15 protein-coding genes are annotated in these 17,352 nt (G+C 70.0%); 6 read left to right on the top strand and 9 right to left on the bottom strand.

Annotated features, from left to right (window positions below; all coding sequences use genetic code 11):
- Positions 1-123: 123 nt before the first annotated feature.
- The gene (locus ACTWPV_RS22575; protein WP_347622130.1) at positions 124-333 is read right to left on the bottom strand and encodes a ubiquitin-like protein Pup; all 210 of its coding nucleotides are present in this window, start codon (positions 331-333) and stop codon (positions 124-126) included.
- A 147-nt stretch (positions 334-480) separates the two neighbouring features.
- On the opposite strand from ACTWPV_RS22575, the gene ACTWPV_RS22570 reads away from it, so the two are divergent.
- Positions 481-885, top strand: a complete 405-nt coding sequence (locus tag ACTWPV_RS22570) for a hypothetical protein (protein ID WP_347622131.1) — start codon at positions 481-483, stop codon at positions 883-885.
- A 60-nt stretch (positions 886-945) separates the two neighbouring features.
- Here ACTWPV_RS22570 and dop read toward each other — a convergent pair whose 3' ends face one another.
- The 5 genes from dop to ACTWPV_RS22545 all read right to left on the bottom strand — a co-directional run bounded on the left by dop (position 946) and on the right by ACTWPV_RS22545 (position 7,721).
- The gene (gene dop / locus ACTWPV_RS22565; RefSeq protein ID WP_347644600.1) at positions 946-2,460 is read right to left on the bottom strand and encodes a depupylase/deamidase Dop; all 1,515 of its coding nucleotides are present in this window, start codon (positions 2,458-2,460) and stop codon (positions 946-948) included.
- 86 nt (positions 2,461-2,546) lie between these two features.
- A complete protein-coding gene (locus ACTWPV_RS22560) occupies positions 2,547-3,626 on the bottom strand; it encodes an acyltransferase family protein (RefSeq protein WP_443153273.1) in 1,080 nt (359 codons plus the stop codon).
- Positions 3,627-3,693: 67 nt separating this feature from the next.
- Positions 3,694-4,773 (bottom strand): pyridoxal-phosphate dependent enzyme, encoded by a 1,080-nt coding sequence (locus ACTWPV_RS22555; protein ID WP_443153272.1) that lies wholly within the window; start codon positions 4,771-4,773, stop codon positions 3,694-3,696.
- A 128-nt stretch (positions 4,774-4,901) separates the two neighbouring features.
- Positions 4,902-6,665 (bottom strand): proteasome ATPase, encoded by a 1,764-nt coding sequence (arc, locus tag ACTWPV_RS22550; protein ID WP_132514529.1) that lies wholly within the window; start codon positions 6,663-6,665, stop codon positions 4,902-4,904.
- 204 nt (positions 6,666-6,869) lie between these two features.
- Positions 6,870-7,721 (bottom strand): tRNA (adenine-N1)-methyltransferase, encoded by an 852-nt coding sequence (locus ACTWPV_RS22545; RefSeq protein WP_347644603.1) that lies wholly within the window; start codon positions 7,719-7,721, stop codon positions 6,870-6,872.
- Positions 7,722-7,773: 52 nt separating this feature from the next.
- Here ACTWPV_RS22545 and ACTWPV_RS22540 point away from each other — a divergent pair, with 52 nt between their 5' ends.
- On the top strand, positions 7,774-8,889 hold the full coding sequence (locus ACTWPV_RS22540; protein ID WP_443153271.1) for a GNAT family N-acetyltransferase: 1,116 nt from the start codon (positions 7,774-7,776) through the stop codon (positions 8,887-8,889).
- A gap of 114 nt (positions 8,890-9,003) precedes the next feature.
- Positions 9,004-9,501 carry a hypothetical protein gene (locus ACTWPV_RS22535; protein ID WP_443153270.1) on the top strand — a complete coding sequence of 166 codons (498 nt, stop codon included), beginning with the start codon at positions 9,004-9,006 and terminating at the stop codon, positions 9,499-9,501.
- Positions 9,502-9,871: 370 nt separating this feature from the next.
- Here ACTWPV_RS22535 and ACTWPV_RS22530 read toward each other — a convergent pair whose 3' ends face one another.
- Both ACTWPV_RS22530 and ACTWPV_RS22525 read right to left on the bottom strand, forming a co-directional pair.
- Positions 9,872-11,383 (bottom strand): FHA domain-containing protein, encoded by a 1,512-nt coding sequence (locus tag ACTWPV_RS22530; RefSeq protein WP_443153269.1) that lies wholly within the window; start codon positions 11,381-11,383, stop codon positions 9,872-9,874.
- 340 nt (positions 11,384-11,723) lie between these two features.
- A complete protein-coding gene (locus tag ACTWPV_RS22525) occupies positions 11,724-12,860 on the bottom strand; it encodes a site-2 protease family protein (RefSeq protein WP_443153268.1) in 1,137 nt (378 codons plus the stop codon).
- A 186-nt stretch (positions 12,861-13,046) separates the two neighbouring features.
- Between ACTWPV_RS22525 and ACTWPV_RS22520 the strand changes: the two genes are divergently transcribed.
- The 3 genes from ACTWPV_RS22520 to ACTWPV_RS22510 all read left to right on the top strand — a co-directional run bounded on the left by ACTWPV_RS22520 (position 13,047) and on the right by ACTWPV_RS22510 (position 15,904).
- Positions 13,047-13,907: a RecB family exonuclease gene (locus ACTWPV_RS22520; protein ID WP_443153267.1), complete on the top strand. Its 861-nt coding sequence runs from the start codon at positions 13,047-13,049 to the stop codon at positions 13,905-13,907.
- 141 nt (positions 13,908-14,048) lie between these two features.
- On the top strand, positions 14,049-15,224 hold the full coding sequence (locus ACTWPV_RS22515; RefSeq protein WP_443153266.1) for a sensor histidine kinase: 1,176 nt from the start codon (positions 14,049-14,051) through the stop codon (positions 15,222-15,224).
- Positions 15,221-15,904, top strand: coding sequence for a response regulator transcription factor (locus tag ACTWPV_RS22510; protein ID WP_347644610.1), 684 nt, complete (start codon positions 15,221-15,223; stop codon positions 15,902-15,904). The genes ACTWPV_RS22515 and ACTWPV_RS22510 overlap by 4 nt, the downstream gene beginning before the upstream one ends.
- A gap of 248 nt (positions 15,905-16,152) precedes the next feature.
- Here the strand turns inward: ACTWPV_RS22510 and ACTWPV_RS22505 are convergent, their stop codons facing one another.
- Entirely contained in the window at positions 16,153-17,187 is a 1,035-nt protein-coding gene (locus ACTWPV_RS22505) for an ABC transporter ATP-binding protein (RefSeq protein ID WP_443153265.1), read from the bottom strand.
- Positions 17,188-17,352 lie beyond the last annotated feature (165 nt).

Raw genomic sequence — 17,352 nt, 5'->3', positions numbered from 1 at the left:
CTTGCCCATCGGGCCTGCCCCAGATGGGCCCGGACCGGGTCACGGCCGTGGCCTCACCGCGGTCCGGGCAGGTCAGTCGGCCCGGCGTTCCCACCCGAATCATCCCTTTAGTTGATGTTTGCCCTACTCTCCGCCCTTTTGGACATAGCTGCGCACGAACTCCTCTGCGTTCTCTTCGAGAACTTCGTCTATCTCATCCAGAATCGAGTCGACATCGTCCGTGAGCTTCTCCTGCCGCTCCTGAACGTCCGGCGCCGCCGAGGCCTCGGTCTCCTCGACTTCGGACTCGCGCCGACCGGTCTGCTTCTGGCCGCCGGTGTCCTTGGTTGCCATGTCCTACCTCCGTCTGGGGGACTGCCTCTCCTGCATATCTTCCCCGAACCGGGCGACATTTCGCGCCCATCACCCAGTGATCTTGCGGGGTTGACCAGATAGTAAAGCTATCCAATAATGGAACCCCTGTACGCACAGGAGGTTGCGATGTCCCCTTCGTCCCTGAGCACTGCCGGTGTGCTCCTCATCACAGTTCCCCTGGTCGCCTTCGGCGGTGTCTCGTTGTTGTCGTTCCTGATGCGTAACGTTCCAGGCTACCTCGACAATCCGGTGCGCCGCGGCCTGTGGCGGGCGGGTCACGCCCACGCGGGCGTGCTGGTGCTCTTCGCCCTGGTGGCGATGGTGTACGTGGATCAGGCGAGCCTGCCGGAAGGCGCCAAGGCCGTGGTGCGCACGCTGATCGTGGCCGCGCCGATCCTGATGCCGCTGGGGTTCTTCCTGTCGGTGGTGCGCCCGAGCGACACCAAGCCGAGCAGGCTGATCTGGCTCACCGTGGCGGGCGGCGTGAGCCTGGCGGCGGGCACGCTGACGCTCGGCGTGAGCCTGCTGTGAGGCGGGTCCGCGCGCGGCGTGTGGTCGGCCGCCGCCGTGGACGCGGCCACCAGCGGGTGGTCAGTCGCCGCCGGTGAGCGCGGCCACCAGGTCGGCGGCGGTGCGGCAGCGATCGAAGAGCTCTCCGACATGGGCCTTGGTGCCGCGCAGCGGCTCAAGGGTCGGCACGCGCTGCAGTGACTCCCTGCCGGGGATGTCGAAGATGACGGAGTCCCAGGAGGCCGCGGCGACGGCCTCGCTGTACTGGCTCAGGCAACGGCCGCGGAAGTAGGCGCGGGTGTCGGTGGGCGGGTGTTCGACGGCACGCTGGACCTCTTCCTCGCTGACCAGGCGCTGCATGCGTCCGCGGGCGACGAGGCGGTTGTAGAGGCCCCGGTCGGGGCGGATGTCGGAATATTGCAGGTCGACGAGCTGGAGCCGGGGGTGCGACCAGGCCAGGCCGTCACGGCTGCGATAGCCCTCGAGGAGTTCGAGCTTGGCGACCCAGTCGAGCTCGCGGGCGAGCTGCATCGGATCTTCCGCGAGGCGGGTGAGCACGGACTCCCAGCGGTCGAGGATGTCCTTGTTCATCTCGTCGTGGGCGGTGCCGCGTTCCTCGACGTATTTGCGGGCCTGCTCGAGATATTCCATCTGGAGCTGGATGGCGGTGAGCTTGCGCCCGTCGCGCATGGGGATCTCGTAGCGGCAGGCGGGGTCGTGGGAGACGGCCCGCAGCGCCTGCACGGGGTTGTCGACGGCGAGGTCACGGGTGAGGAAGCCGTCCTCGATCATGGCGAGGACGAGTGCGGTGGACCCGAGCTTGAGATAGGTCGAGATCTCCGACATGTTGGCGTCGCCGATGATGACGTGCAGCCTGCGGTATTTCTCGGGGTCGGCGTGCGGTTCGTCACGGGTGTTGATGATGGGCCGCTTGAGCGTGGTCTCGAGCCCGACCTCGACCTCGAAGAAGTCGGCCCGCTGGCTGATCTGGAACCCTTCGCCGCGGGAGTCCTGGCCGATGCCGACCTTGCCGGCGCCGACGACGACCTGACGGGAGACGAAGAAAGGAGTGAGGTGCCGGACGATGTCGGCGAAGGGGGTGGCGCGCCGCATCAGGTAGTTCTCGTGGCAACCGTAGGAGGCGCCTTTGGCGTCGGTGTTGTTCTTGTAGAGCTGGATGGGGGCGTTGGAGGGGATGGCAGAGGCTCGGGTTGCCGCGTCGTACATCACTCGCTCGCCCGCTTTGTCCCAGATGACGGCGGCCCGAGGGTTGGTGCACTCGGGCGCGCTGTACTCGGGGTGGGCGTGGTCGACGTAGAGCCGGGCGCCGTTGGTGAGGATGACGTTGGCGAGGCCGAGGTCCTCGTCGGTGAGCTGGGTGGGGTCGGCCACCTCCCGGGCAAGGTCGAACCCGCGCGCGTCGCGCAGCGGGTTCTCCTCCTCGAAATCCCACCGTGCCCTGCGCGCGCGGGCCGCCGAGGCGGCCAGGTAGGCGTTCACGACCTGCGAGGAGGTCACCATCGCGTTGGCGCCTGGCTGACCAGGTACGGAGATGCCGTACTCGGTCTCAATGCCCATCACCCGACGCACCGTCATGCAACACCCTCTGTTCGTCCGGGTCTGTCTATCCGCCGTTTATATGCCCGAGCCTATGCCCTTCACAGTGCCCCAAGGCCACAAGGTTATGGCACCGACGTCTTTTCAACCTGTACGGCAGGAGCTGACGTGCTTTGCGGTGCCCTGCGCGGCTTGAGAAGTCGCTGGATAGGACGTTCCGCAAAGGCATGGACAAGATAGGACAGCAGAATCGCGACCAGCGTCGCGGTGACGGCGACCGCCCAAGGGGGCAGGTCCTCGACGAGCACGGGGATAAGGGCCACCGCGACCACGCCATGGAACAGGTAAAGCGGGTACGTGACCCCGCCGAGCGCGGTGAGCGTCCTCGACGACTTCAGCCTGAGCAGGCCGAGGGCGACCAGGGCCATCACGGTGAAGATCAGGGTGATGGTGATGATGACGCTGACATCGGTGACGGGCATGTTCTTGAAGCCCGCGGCCTCGACCCGGCTGTGCACACGGCCGAGCGCGGCGTTGATCGACAGGCCGTACCCGCCGGCCACGTACAACCAGGGCAGCCAGGCGCTGCCGTGCTTGTGGATGAGGTACAGGGACATGCCGGCCACGAAATAGGGGGCGTACCGCGGCATGACGATCTCGTCGAGCAGGTCGTTGCCGAGCAGTTCCGCGCCGAGCGCGGCGACCAGCCAGACGCCCGCGAAGACCAGCACGCGCCGGTACGTCACGCCGATGATCACGAGGACGGCCATCAGCAGGTAGAAGCGGAGCTCCGCCCAGAGCGACCAGTAGACGCCGCTGGCGTCGGTGACCTTGAACAGCCGCTGGAGCATGGTGGCGTTCACCAGGTATTCGCCTGGCGAAAGTTTTGGGTTGAGCGCCTTGGCGCCGGTGATCGCGTAGAGGGCGGCGACCGCGCCGAGGCTGAGCCAGTACGCGGGATAGAGACGCACGAACCGGGACCGGGCGAAGCCGCCGAGCCCTCGGCCCCAGACGGTCATCAGGATGACGAACCCGCTGATGATGAAGAACAGCTCCACGCCGAGGATGCCTAACCCCGCGATGGGCGCCAGCGCCGGGAACAGCTCGGCGGGCCTGTCCCCCCAGACGGAGGCGTACGCGACCAGATAGTGGAAGGCGACGACGGCGAGGGCGGCGATGAATCGCAGGAGGTCGAGCTCGGCCAACCGGCCGTCCCCCCGGACATGCTTCGGCCGGTTGGGTGAATGCACGCCCCTTTGACGTAGATGTCGATCATTTTGGTTCCACCGGTCCCTCTGTTCCCACGAGCAACACGCGTGAGCGCTCGTCGACACCGAGCGCACGCCGGGAGTCGTCGCTCAGTTCGAGCAGCCCGGCGGCTCCGGCGGCTCCGCACGGCGACAGGGCCACGCCGTGCCCGGACAGGAGCCGGACCGCGGCGTCCGCCTCCTCGTCGGTGATCGTCATGTAGAGGTCGGCGAGGTGGGACAGGAGACGATGGGCGATGAGCGAGGGTTCGAGGCAGTCGAGCCGGCCGAGCGTGGTATGTCCGCCTCTGATCCGGACGGACGTGCCGGCCCGGGCGCTTTCGAGCAGGCAGGGCGCGCCCTCGGGCTCGACGACGATCACTTTGGGCTGCTCGCCCCAGCGGTCGCGTACGTATCCGGCCGCCGCCGCGGCCAGCCCGCCTACCCCGGCCTGCACGAACACGTGCGTGGGCGCGCCGGGGCTCTCGTCCGGGCCGTCTCCGGCGGGCTCAGCCGCGGAAGAGAGCTCGCCGAGGCCGGACAGTTCGTCGAACAGGACCGCGTAGCCGCGCATGACGTCGAGCGGGACGGCGGTGTAGCCCTCCCACGAACTGTCGGAGACCAGCCGCCACCCCTGCTCCTCGGCCGTGCGGAGCGCCGCGGCCATGCTGTCGTCGTAATGCCGGCCGCTGCGCCGCACCTCCGCGCCGAGGGCGCGCAGCCGCCGCTCGAACGCCTGGGGCACGTCCTCGCTCAGGTAGACCACGCACGGCACGCCTGCCTCCGCGGCTCCTGCGGCGACGGAGATGCCGTGGTTGCCGGCGCTGGCGCACACGAAGGGCGGGCCTCCTGGCTCGCGTTCGGCCATCAGGCGCACGGCGTAGGCGCCGCCGAGCGCCTTGAAGCTGCCCAGACCCATGCGCAGGCTCTCGTCCTTGATGTGCACGGCGTACGTACCCGCGAACCCGCGCAGGGTGTGGACGGGCGTGGGCCGGTAGCCGCGGTGCCCGGCGAAGCGGGTGCGGGCCTGGCGGGCGTGCTCGACTCCGATGAGCTCGCGGTCCTGCGCGGGGTACGGGCCGCGACCGGGGTTGAGGTACTCCATGATCGCCATGCTAGGCGCGGCCGGCGCCTTCCCCGGCGGGCGACCCGCCACCGATGCGGCCGGCGACCGGGTCCGCAGACGCGGGAGGGCCGCGCGGTCTCCCGCGCGGCCCTCCCGATCAAGGGGTGTTACAGGTACTGGCCGGTGTTGGCGACGGTGTCGATGGACCGGCCGGCTTCGGTGCCCTGCTTGCCGGAGACGAGCGTGCGGATGTAGACGATCCGCTCGCCCTTCTTGCCGGAGATGCGGGCCCAGTCGTCGGGGTTGGTGGTGTTGGGCAGGTCTTCGTTCTCGGAGAACTCGTCCACGCAGGCCGTGAGCAGGTGCTGCACCCGCAGGCCCTTCTGGCCGGATTCGAGGAACTGCTTGATGGCCATCTTCTTGCCCCGGTCGACGATGTTCTGGATCATCGCGCCGGAGTTGAAGTCCTTGAAGTAGAGGACCTCCTTGTCGCCGTTGGCGTAGGTCACCTCGAGGAAGCGATTCTCCTCGCTCTCGGTGTACATGCGCTCGACGACGCTCTGGATCATGCCCTGGATGGTGGCCTCACGGGAGCCGGAGTGCTCCGTCAGGTCGTCGGGATGCAGAGGCAGGTCAGAGATGAGGTATTTCGAGAAGATGTCCTTGGCCGCCTCGGCGTCCGGCCGCTCGATCTTGATCTTGACGTCCAGGCGGCCGGGCCGCAGGATCGCCGGGTCGATCATGTCCTCGCGGTTGGAGGCGCCGATGACGATGACGTTCTCGAGCCCCTCGACGCCGTCGATCTCCGACAGCAGCTGAGGGACGATGGTGTTCTCGACGTCGGAGGACACGCCCGAGCCTCGGGTGCGGAAGATCGAGTCCATCTCGTCGAAGAACACGATCACCGGGGTGCCCTCTGAGGCCTTCTCGCGGGCTCGCTGGAAGACGAGGCGGATGTGCCGCTCGGTCTCACCGACGTACTTGTTGAGCAGCTCCGGGCCCTTGATGTTGAGGAAGAAGCTCTTGCCGGACTGGCCGGTCTTCTCCGCGACCTGCTTGGCCAGGGAGTTGGCGACGGCCTTGGCGATGAGCGTCTTGCCGCAACCGGGCGGGCCGTACAGCAGCACGCCCTTCGGGGGACGGAGTTTGTGCTCGCGGAACAGGTCGGCGTGCAGGTAGGGCAGCTCGATCGCGTCCCTGATCTGCTCGATCTGCCGCATGAGACCGCCGATCTCCTCGTAGGAGATGTCGGGGACCTCTTCGAGCACGAGCTCTTCGACTTCGGACTTGGGTATGCGCTCGTAGACGTAGCCGGAGCGAGGTTCGAGCAGGAGCGAGTCGCCCGCCCTGATGGGCTGGCCGACCAGCGACTCGGCCAGTCGCACGACGCGCTCTTCGTCGGCGTGCGAGATGACCAGGGCCCGCTTTCCCTCGTCGAGCAGTTCTTTGAGCATCACGATCTCGCCGACCTCTTCGTAGCCGAGGGCTTCGACCACGTTGAGCGCCTCGTTGAGCATGACCTCCTGGCCACGCCGCAGCGAAGCGACGTCGACGGCGGGGCTGACGTTCACCCGGAGCTTGCGACCTCCGGTGAACACCTCGATCGTGCCGTCTTCTCGGGCCTCCAGGAAGGTGCCGAAGCCGGATGGCGGCTGCGCCAGCCGGTCGACCTCCTCCTTGAGGGCGACGATCTGGTCCCTGGCCTCCTTGAGTGTGGCCACCAGGCGTTCGTTCTGGCCGGTCACGGCCGCCAGATTGGCCTGTGCCTCATGGAGACGCTCTTCGAGGACCCTGGCCTGACGGGGTGACTCGGCCAGCTTCCGCCTCAGCGCGGTGATCTCCTCCTGGAGGAAGGAGACCTGTGTTGAAAGATCAGCGACCTCCCGTTCGCGCTGCGCGGCTCGAGCCTCAGCATCATCGCGAGCTGCCACGCCCCGTCACCTCCTTCCCAGTCGAGGGCGACTACTAAGGACCTTACCTATCTCGGGCCCCTCCGTAACCTGGCCGGGCAGTGTTCGTCGTGTGACAATCAGTATTCGGCGATTAATCCCCAATAGTGCGTTTAATACTCCCAGCATATGAACACGGTCATCTGTTCCCGTGTCACGCACCAACGCACCCTCGTGGCCAAATTGTCATAGTTCTTCGGTCGTCCCCTTCGGTCGTCGACGGCGCGGCGGCGGAGTCACGCCGTCGGCCATGCGGCGGGCGGTGACGAGGAACCCGGTGTGGCCGATCATCCGATGATCCGGTCTCACCGCGAGTCCTTCGACGTGCCAGTCGCGAACCAGGGTCTCCCACGCATGCGGCTCGGTGAAACACCCATGATCGCGAATGACCTCGACCGTCTTGGACAGCTGGGTCGTCGTGGCCACGTAACAGCAGATCACACCCCCAGGCGTCAGCGCCTTGGCGACCGCGTCGACGCACTCCCAGGGAGCGAGCATGTCGAGGATGACGCGGTCGACGTCGACCTCGTCGATCGACGACACCAGGTCGCCGGTGACCAGGCGCCAGTTGCCCTCCATGGGACCGCCGTAGAACTTCTCCACGTTCTTGCGCGCCACGTCGGCGAACTCCTGGCGCCGCTCGTAGGACGTGACGTGCCCCTCCGGGCCGACCGCGCGCAGCAGGAAGCAGGTCAGCGCGCCGGAGCCGACACCCGCCTCGATGACCCGGGCGCCGGGGAAGATGTCGGCCATGCCGACGATCATGGAGGCGTCTTTCGGGTAGATGACGGCCGCGCCGCGCGGCATGGCCAGCGTGTAGTCCTGCAGCAGGTGGCGGAAGGCGAGGTAGGCGGTGCCGCCCGAGGAACGCACGACGGAGCCTTCAGGCTGCCCGATCAGATCACTGTGCGGGATGGCGCCCTTGTGGGTGTGGAAGACGCCGTCCTCCTTGAGCGTGATCGTGTGGCGCTTGTTCTTGGGGTCGGTGAGCTGCACCTGATCCCCCGCCTGGAAAGGCCCATGCCTGCGGAAACCCATGGCGGCAAGGTTATAGGGCTTTCGAGCGGGTCAGGACGCACGATAAGTATGGATGATGCTCCCGCACGACGTGATCTCCACCGGCTCCCTCATCCTGCGGCCACCCGTGGAGTCCGACGCCGAAGCGATCGTCACGACCTGCGACGACCCGGTGTCAGCCAGATTCCTGCCGCTCCTGCCGTCGCCGTACGGGGCCGGCGACGCGCTCGACTACCTCGGCAGGTCCGCGGCCAGGTGGCGGGACGGCGGGGCGGAGTTCTCGATCACCGAGAACGGCCGCTACGCCGGCTCCATCGGCGTCGGGCCGCCGGACCGCTGGGGCGTGACCGAGATCGGCTACCTGGTGGCCCCGTGGGCCCGGGGCAAGAACGTCGCGGCCACGGCGGCCAGGGCGGTCACCGACTGGCTCTTCGACCACGGGGTGCGCCGGGTCGAGCTGCAGGCCGAGGTGGAGAACGTGGCGAGCCTGCGCGTGGCGTACAAAGCGGGTTTCCGCGAGGAGGGGCGCAGGCGGGACGCCAAGCAGGTGCGCGACGGCCGGTACGCCGATGTCGTCACGTTCGGCCGGCTGGCTGGCGACGCCGTGGCTGTGGCGGAGCCGTACCTTCCGTTCTTCGAGGGCGGGGAGCTGACCGACGGAGTCGTGGTGTTGGAGCCGCTGGCCGCCGAGGACGCCAAGGACTTCCACCGGATGATGGCCGAGCCGAGCGTGGCGGTCTACTCCGTGGGGCCGCCGGCCACGCTGGAGGACAACGAGCGGCGCTGCCGCTACACCGGCTACTGGTGGGCGTCAGGGCAGCGCGTCGAGCTGGCGGTCAGGGACGCGGCCTCGCGGGCGTTCGCGGGGCACCTGCAGCTGACGCAGGTGGTCCCGGCGCTCGGGCAGGCGATGATCGGCTACTCGCTGGTGCCGCCGCACCGGGGCAAGGGGCTCATGACGCGGGCGGTGCGGCTGCTGGTCGACTGGGCGTTCGCCGGCACGCCCCTGCACCGGATCGTGGCGGGCACCGAGGCGGGCAACACGGCCTCGCAGGCGGTGCTGGAGCGGGCGGGGTTCAGCCGGGAGGGCGTGCACCGTGAGCTGTTCCCGCAGCCGGACGGCACCTGGGCCGACGACGTGGCGTGGGCGCGCCTGCGGCAGGACGAGCCCGCGGGCCGGAAATCCTGATTTCCTGTTGAGGTCTGGTCAAGGGCGCCGTCCAGGACGATAGTCGGGGCACCCGCACGTAAGGTCGCGCGATCGGGGTACGCGATCTCACCCTCTCCCCCGAGGGGCGCCGCGATGCCATACGACCGTGCCGACGTCGCCATGCGCGAGCTCATCGCCGTGTTCTCCTGCCTGGAGGCGGTGAACCTGATCGACCGGCTCGCACGTACCGCCGCGGCCGTCGCGGGCACCGGGAACGCGGGATTCGTCCGGGTGGACGTGCTGCGCCGGCACGCGTGCTCGATCCACGTGCACACGCCGCCAGGCGATCCGCTGAGCGTGCGGCGGTGGCTGGCGGAGTCGGGGGTGATGAAGGAGCTCGTGGCGTCGCAGGCGACGGTACGGCTGGCGCGCGACGTGTCGGTGGGCGAGCCGGGGTTCCTGTCCATGCCCGTGCCGATGGCGACGCGGGACTCCACGCACCTGTGGGTGGCGGGGCGCGGGTTCAGCGACGGTGACGAGCACCTGGTGAGCCGGTTCGCCGCGGCGGCGGGGCGGGCGCTGGAGGCCGCCGGGGGCCTGGAGGCCGCGGTGCGCATGTTGCGCGGAGTGCGGTCCTTCCGTCCCGTCTAGCGAGGGGTGGGCCCTCTTTCGCGCGGTCGGAATCCGGGGTTGCGGACGACCTGTAGCGGGCCCGAATGAGGCGGGAAAACCTGCCCCGGCGGGTTCTCCGGCCCGTCACTCATGAAGATCCTTCGCCTATTTCGCGGCTCTTATCCAGACTGACGATTTCTCGTGATATGGCTCTCTGAATTGTGTGCTCCGCGGCCGGGATCCCCGGCGTGGCCGCCGATCCCGTCGTCCGCACCCCGGAATCCGCCCGTTCGAGGCAAGCCACACGTGGTGTCGTTTCGCGCCGAAGGCCGCCCTCCGGATGGCGTACGGCCCTTGTGCGAGAACGCTCGCGCCCCCGGCGAGGGCGCGAGCGTCAGGCGGCGCGGTGTCAGCCCCTGTGGGCCTCGAAGCGGAGCGTGCGGGACACGCCCACCCGGACGGTCGTGCCCGGGGCGATGGTGACCGGCTCGTTGGGCGGGATGTCGTAGAAGTTGGGGTCGCCGGGCGGCTGGATCTGCGTGCCGTTGACCGAACCCAGATCCACCAGGTTGACGTCCCAGCCGTCCAGCGCCACGCGCAGGTGGCGGCGCGAGACCGAGCCGTCGGGGCTGGTCACCTTGGCCGGCCTCGCGCTGCCGCCGGCCACCTCGGGCGCGCGCTCCGGGTCACGGCCGAGGAGGTAGTCGGCCTCCAGGGGCAGCGCCGTGCCGTCGTCGAGGACGAGGACCCCGAGCGGGGGACGCGGCCCTTTGTAGGGGACGAGGGTGCGCTGGACCAGGGCGATGCCGCAGACGGCGCAGTAGGGCACGCGGGGGTCGTTGAAGTGGTCGTTCTTGCAGTCGACCCCGTAGACCAGCGGCCGGTCGCCGTGGTCGGCCTGCTGATCCTGCTGCTGGGGCGGGCCGGGCTGGTCGTAGTGCTCCTGCGGGCCGGGCCCGGCCGGACCGGGCTGGTCATAGTGGTCGGGCGGCCCCATGTGCTGCTGGGCCTGCTGCTCGCCGTTGCCCGAGTGCGCGGGCTCGTCGAAGGAGGGGAACTGCTGCTGCGGCTCGGGCAGGGGCGGCGGCTGCTCCTGCGGCGGGCCGTAGGGCGACTGCTGCTCGTGGGGCGGGCCGTAGGGGGGCTGGTCCTGCGGCGCGCCGTAAGGGGGATGTTGCTCCGGGGGCGGCCCGTAAGGGGGCTGGTCCTGCGGCGGGCCGTAGGAGGGCTGGTCAGGGGGCGTCAGGTAGGACGGCTGCTCGACCGGCTGCGGACCCGAGTGGGGGCCCGGCTGCGGGCCGGAGGCGGCCGGCGGCTGGTCGGCCAGCGGGTAGGGAGGGCGCTCGACGGGCTGCTGCGGGGGCGGCTGGATGAGGTCGGGCTCGACGTGGAGGCCGGTGGCGGGCATCTCGCTGGTGAGCGGCCTGGACACGGCGGGTGCCGAGGGCTGCTCGGAGAAGTCGCCCACCAGACCGCCGCCGTGCACGACGCCGCCGTCGAACCGGACCGCGGGGTGCGGGCTGCCGGCGCCGGGCAGGCTCAGCTCGACGCGCTCGACGGTGCCGGTGACGAGCCGGTCGGCCCACGTCAGGGAGTCGCTCCCGGCCAGCCGCGTCTCGCCTGCCGGGGTGACGATGGTGGCCGCCGCGGAGCCGCTGACCAGGACCGCCACGCCGTCGCCGACGGAGCCCGCCACCGCGCAGGTGGCCGGGTCGCCGGCCATGTTGGCCGCGAGCACCTGGGCGGCGCGCCGGGCCAGCGCCCGGCCGTCCCCGCCGGACGACGCCGTCGCGCGCAGCGCCTCGAGCAGGTCGTCGGCCGCGGACTCGCCGGCGTCGCACACGAGCAGCAGCCCGCCCTCGTAGGCGACCAGCCCATTTCCAGGAAGCGGACGCACCACTCCGAAGCCTTGGCCGGTCATGAGTCCTCCCTCATGCCGACCGTGCTGCGCTCATTGGTGCCCTCGCTGCGCTCGGTCACTCAACTCTCCTCCCCGGAAGCCGGCGGTGTTACGGCACCCGCACTGCCGTGCTGGTCACCAGCCATACGTACCCCGACGACGAGGCCACGTCGCGGCCACCTCGTCTCGATTCGGTGAACCGGTCGACCGCGGCAAACCCCTCAACTGTGCAAGTCTGGCCAACCAGCACACTATCGGCCAGTCGTCAGATCGCAGAAATCGCCAGAGTCGGCTCCGGCCCACCCCGAAACTGCTGGACACGACCCTAGCCGGGGGCTGCCGCTTAAACGAGTGGGACAAATCAGACGCCGGAGAAGACCCGGTTCACGTCGGCCGTGGCCAGCACGCCGTAGATCTCGCCGCCGTGCTCCACGAGCAGATATTCGCTGCCCGGCGCCTCGCGCATGGCGTCGATGAGAGGCTCACCCTCGAGGTCGGCGGCCAGCACCATGTCGGGCTCGAGCGACTTGGCGAGGGAGGCGACGTTCACCCAGGGGCGGCGGTGCTCGGGCGTGGCCTGGACGGCGGCCTCGCTGACGATGGCGACGGGTTTGCCGTCGTGGTCGACCACGACGATGGCCCCCGCCCGGCGTTCGCCCGCCTGCCGCAGCGCCTCGGCCAGCGGCGTCTCGGCGACCACGGGAACGGCCCTTCGGGCGAGGGTGCGGGCGTTGACCTGCGGGATCCTGGCCCGGATCTTGGCCACGCGCAGCGACTGGCTGGCGCCGAGCCAGATGAACATGGCCAGCACGATCGGCCACAGCAGGTCGGTGAGATCGAGCTCGCGCCCGTCGGACAGCGTCGTCGCGACCGGCACGACGACGAGGAGCACGGCCAGCACCCGGCCGCCCCACGCGGCCACGATGGTGCCTGAGCCGGGGTTCTTGGTGAGCTTCCAGACGCCGGCGCGCAACATCCTGCCGCCGTCGAGGGGCAGCCCGGGCAGCAGGTTGAACACGCCGACGATGAGGTTGGCCACCCACAGCTGCCAGACGAGCGCCTCGGGGATGCCGCCGTCGTTGATCACGTAGATGTCAGCGGCCAGCCCGAGCCCGCCCAGGCCGAGCGAGAGCGCGGGGCCCGCGGCGGCCACCAGGAACTCCTTGCCCGGCGTCGGCGGCTCCTTCTCGATCTCCGACACGCCGCCGAGGAAGTAGAGGGTGATCCGCCGCACCGGCAGGCCGTAGGCCTTGGCCAGCACGCTGTGCGCGAGCTCGTGCAGCAGCACCGAGACGTACAGCAGCACCGCGAACACGAACGCGACGGCGTACGCGGCCGTGCTGTTCAGCTCGGGCAGCATGATCTGCATTCTCGGCCCGACGAGCATGGTGATGAAGGCCGCCACGATGAACCATGTCCACGAGACGTAAACCGGAATGCCGAACGGCTTTCCCATCCGAAGGCCGGAGAACTCCTGTCGCGGGCTCTGCTCGCTCACCGCACTCCTTGACATCCTCGCCGCCGGGGCATCCGTCGCCGCGCCCGGCCGGAGGGCCGGGCGACGGTCCGTGTCGCGGATTTCCCGTCGGCACGTGCTGTTGCTGCCTTGATGCTACGCGCCGGATCAGGTGATCCTCGTTCCGCGGGCGTTATTCTGTCGGGCTCTTGACCTAGAGTGCGGTGCATGACCTTGACCGAGCCGGCGATCATCGGAGCTCTCTCCCCGTCCCGGGCGGGCGATTTCATGACATGTCCGCTGCTCTACCGTTTCCGGGTGATCGACCAGTTGCCCGAGAAGCCGTCGCAGGCGGCGGTGCGGGGCACGGTGGTGCACGCCGTCCTCGAGCGCCTCTACGACCTGCCGGCGCCGCGGCGTTCGGTGAGCGCGGCGCTTGAGCTGCTGGAGCCGCAGTGGCGGCGGCTGCTCGACGACGACCCGCAATACGGCGAGATGTTCGCCGACGAGGCCGAGCAGGGCGAGTGGCTGGCGCAGGCGCGCGGCATGCTGGAGCGCTATTTCACGCTGGAGGATCCGACGCGGCTGGAGCCCGCCGAGCGGGAGCTCTACGTCGAGGCGGTGCTCGACGGCGGGCTGATGCTGCGGGGCTACGTCGACCGGCTCGACGTGGCGCCCACCGGCGAGGTCAGGGTGGTCGACTACAAGACGGGCAGCGCGCCGGGGCCCGATTTCGAGGCCAAGGCGTTATTTCAGATGAAGTTCTACGCCCTGGTGCTGTGGCGGCTGCGCGGGCAGGTGCCGCGGCTGCTGCAGCTGGTCTACCTGGGGGGCAAGGGCGAGGTGCTGCGCTACGCGCCCGACGAGGCCGACCTGCTGGCCACCGAGCGCAAGGTCATGGCGTTGTGGGCGGCCATCGAGCGGTCCCTGCGGTCCGGCGAGTGGCGGGCGCGCAGGAGCCGGTTGTGCGACTGGTGCGACCACCAGGCGCTGTGCCCGGAGTTCGGCGGCACCCCGCCGCCGGTTCCCGACCGCAAGCCCGGCGACACGGTCCGCAGCAGCCGCCGATCGGCCACCGACGAGCTCTGAGCGCGCGGGCCCACGACACCGCCGATCGGCCACCGGCGAGCTCTGAGCGCGCGTCCTGGGGGCGCGGCGTGGCCGGGGTGTGCGCGCTAATCCTCCCGAGGGAGGAGGTTGCGTGCTCTGGCCTGGGCCTACAGTGAAGCGGTGCGGATAGACCGAACCAGGTTCCACGACACGGTGCTCGCCGGGGTGGTGGCCGCGGCCTCGGTGGCGCTGTTCGTTCTCTACGACCCTGGACGGCTGCCGTCCGGGGGCCTGGCGGTCGACGGCATGCGCGAGCCCGATCCGTTCGGTGTGCTGCTGGTGCTGCTGGCGTGCGCCCCCGTGACCGTGCGCAGGCGGTGGCCGCTGGCGGCGTTGTCCGTTGGGCTGGTGCCGGAGACGCTGCTGACCGCGTTCGGCTACAGCACCGGCGTGCCGGGCCTGTCCGGGCTGGTGCTGCTCTATTCCGTGGCCTCCAACCGGGGCCTGGCGATGGCGCTGGGCGGGCTGCTGATCTCGGTGCTGGCCTACACCCTGGGCGCCGCGGCGGGCCCGCCCATGGCCACGAGCCTGAGCGACCACGTCGTGGTGGCCATGGTGCTGGTCTCGGTGTGGGGCGCGGGCCGGAGCCTGCGGTTGCGCCGGGCCTACAGGGAGGAACTGAGAGGCCGTGCGGCGCGGCTGGAGCGGGCGCGCGCGGCCGACACGCGGGCCGCGCGGGCCGAGGAGCGGTCGAGGATCGCCCGCGAGCTCCACGACGTCGTCGCCCACCACGTCAGCGTGATGACCGTGCAGGCCGCCGCGGCGCGCAAGGTGCTGTCCTCCGACCCCGGCCTGGCTCGCGAGGCGCTGACGGCGATCGAGCACACCGGCCGGATGGCCATGTCCGAGATGCGCAACATCGTCGGCGTGCTGCGCACCGACGCCCGCGCCGAGCTGGGGCCACAGCCGGGCGTGGACGACCTGCCCGCGCTGGTCGAGCAGATGCGTGAGGCGGGGCTGCCCACGCGGCTGATCGTCGAGGGCGAGCCGCCGCCGCTGCCCGCGGGGGTCGACCTGGCCGCCTATCGGCTGGTCCAGGAAGGGCTGACGAACAGCATGCGGCACGCGGGCGCCGGGACGCAGGCGGTGGTGACGGTCCGGCACGCGCCGCACGAGCTGGACGTACGCGTGGCCGACGACGGCCGGGGCACGGCCGGGGCGCCGGCTCGGCCCGGTCATGGTTTGGTGGGCATTCGTGAAAGGGTTGCCCTCTATGGTGGAATCCTCAGCGTCGGTCCGCTACCCGGGGGCGGTTTCGAAGTGCGGGCGAGATTCCCGTTGAAGGACGGCCAATGACGATCAGAGTGCTGCTGGTGGACGACCAGCCGCTGCTGCGTACGGGATTCCGCCTGATTCTCGAGGCCGAGCCCGACATCACGGTGGTGGGCCAGGCCGGCGACGGCAAGGGCGCCCAGGAGCAGACGCGGGCGCTGCTGCCCGACGTGGTGCTCATGGACATCCGGATGCCCGGGGTCGACGGCATCGAGGCCACCCGCAGGATCGTGCGGGAGGCGACGCCGTCGGCGCACGTGCCGAAAGTGCTGGTGCTGACGACGTTCGACCTGGACGAGTACATCGTGGAGGCGCTGCGCTCGGGCGCCTCCGGGTTCCTGCTGAAGGACGTGCCGCCCGACGAGCTGGTGCAGGCCATCCGGGTGGTGGCGGCCGGCGACGCGATCGTGGCGCCCAGCGTGACGCGGCGGCTGCTCGACCGGTTCGCCACGCGGCTGCCCCCCGCTCACGAGCAGGCCACCCCCGCACGGCTCGACCGGCTGACCGAGCGGGAGCTGGAGGTGCTGCGGCTGATCGCGAAGGGCATGTCCAACGCGGAGATCGCGGCCAAGCTCGTGGTGAGCGAGACCACGGTGAAGACGCACGTCGGCAACGTGCTGACCAAGCTGGGGCTGCGCGACCGGGTGCAGGCCGTGGTCCTGGCGTACGAGACGGGATTGATCACACCGGGCGCCATGCCCTGACACCCGCTCCCCTGCCCTGAGACCGGTTCACGCGCCGCTCCGCGTCCGGCATCTCAGCGCCGCACCGGGACGGACGCCACGCACCGCGGCCGCATCGACCCCGCCGGGCGTCGCGCGCCGACACGGGCGCCACGAAACCCGGCCGCCGCAACCCGCCGGGTGCCGCGCCGCCGGGTCAGGAGCGCGGGATCCCGGTCGCGGCCGCGCACGCATCGCCGCCGAACCCGGGCCGCGGCGCCCGGTCGGTGTCAGGCGTCCTCGGTCGCGGCGGGGGCCGCGGAGACCTCCGGGGCGTTCTCCGGGAAGTGGCAGGCGACCTGATGGCCGCTGGCCAGCTCCTCCAGCGGCGGCTCGACCTGCTTGCAGATGTCCTGTGCCTTCCAGCAGCGGGTGTGGAAGCGGCAGGCGGGCGGCGGGTTGAGCGGGCTCGGCACGTCGCCGGTCAGCCGGATGCGCTCGCGGCCGGCCCTCCCTCTCGGGTCGGGCACCGGCACCGCCGACAGCAGGGCGTTGGTGTACGGGTGCATCGGCGAGCTGTACAGGCGCTTGCGGTCGGCGATCTCGACGATCTTGCCCAGGTACATGACGGCGACCCGGTCGCTGATGTGGCGCACCACCGACAGGTCGTGGGCGATCACGACGTAGGTCAGGTCGAGCTCGTTCTGCAGGTCTTCGAGCAGGTTGACGACCTGGGCCTGGATGGAGACGTCGAGCGCGGAGACCGGCTCGTCGGCGATGATCAGCTTGGGCCTGAGCGCGAGCGTACGGGCGATGCCGATGCGCTGCCGCTGCCCGCCGGAGAACTCGTGAGGGTAGCGGTTGTAGTGCTCGGGGCTGAGCCCGACGAGCTCCAGGATGTCCTGGACGGCCTTCTTGACGCCGTTCTCGGTCTGCACGCCCTGGATGCGGAAGGGGGCGCCGACGATGGCGCCGACGGTGTGCCGGGGGTTGAGTGACGAGTAGGGGTCCTGGAAGATCATCTGCATGTCGCGGCGGAGCGGCCTGAGCCGGCCCTGCGACATGTGCGAGATGTCCTCCCCCTCAAAGATGATCTTGCCGGCCGTGGGCTCGAGCAGCCGGGTGATCAACCTCCCGGTCGTGGACTTGCCGCAGCCCGACTCGCCCACCAGGCCGAGCGTCTCGCCCTTGACCACGTCGAAGCTGATCCCGTCGACCGCCTTGACGGCGCCGACCTGCCTTTTGAGCAGGCCCTTCGTCACGGGAAAGTGCTTTTCGACGTTCTGGACGGAAAGCAGCAGCTCGTTGTCGCTCGCCTCGGTCATCGCGCACCTCCCGCGTGACGACCGCGTCCCCTGGCGCGGCGAACGAATAGAGGGCTCCAGGGCATGACGTTCTCCTGATCGTGTCGGCGCGGCGGCCCGGAGTGACCGGCGTCAGTGGTGACGCCGGCGAGCGCGACCGCCTCGGGGTGTGTGGCGGCGCGAGAA

Source organism: Nonomuraea sp. KM88, assembly GCF_052245635.1.
Taxonomy (GTDB): Bacteria; Actinomycetota; Actinomycetes; order Streptosporangiales; family Streptosporangiaceae; genus Nonomuraea.
The sequence above is the reverse complement of the archived record's forward strand: the minus strand, read 5'-3'. Positions and strand labels throughout refer to the sequence as shown.

Coding starts and splice junctions, on each gene's coding strand:
- ACTWPV_RS22575 (WP_347622130.1), bottom strand. CDS start 333: ATGGCAACCAAGGACACCGGCGGCCAGAAGCAGACCGGTCGGCGCGAG.
- ACTWPV_RS22570 (WP_347622131.1), top strand. CDS start 481: ATGTCCCCTTCGTCCCTGAGCACTGCCGGTGTGCTCCTCATCACAGTT.
- dop (WP_347644600.1), bottom strand. CDS start 2,460: ATGACGGTGCGTCGGGTGATGGGCATTGAGACCGAGTACGGCATCTCC.
- ACTWPV_RS22555 (WP_443153272.1), bottom strand. CDS start 4,773: ATGGAGTACCTCAACCCCGGTCGCGGCCCGTACCCCGCGCAGGACCGC.
- ACTWPV_RS22545 (WP_347644603.1), bottom strand. CDS start 7,721: ATGGGTTTCCGCAGGCATGGGCCTTTCCAGGCGGGGGATCAGGTGCAG.
- ACTWPV_RS22540 (WP_443153271.1), top strand. CDS start 7,774: ATGATGCTCCCGCACGACGTGATCTCCACCGGCTCCCTCATCCTGCGG.
- ACTWPV_RS22535 (WP_443153270.1), top strand. CDS start 9,004: ATGCCATACGACCGTGCCGACGTCGCCATGCGCGAGCTCATCGCCGTG.
- ACTWPV_RS22530 (WP_443153269.1), bottom strand. CDS start 11,383: ATGACCGGCCAAGGCTTCGGAGTGGTGCGTCCGCTTCCTGGAAATGGG.
- ACTWPV_RS22520 (WP_443153267.1), top strand. CDS start 13,047: ATGACCTTGACCGAGCCGGCGATCATCGGAGCTCTCTCCCCGTCCCGG.
- ACTWPV_RS22510 (WP_347644610.1), top strand. CDS start 15,221: ATGACGATCAGAGTGCTGCTGGTGGACGACCAGCCGCTGCTGCGTACG.
- ACTWPV_RS22505 (WP_443153265.1), bottom strand. CDS start 17,187: ATGACCGAGGCGAGCGACAACGAGCTGCTGCTTTCCGTCCAGAACGTC.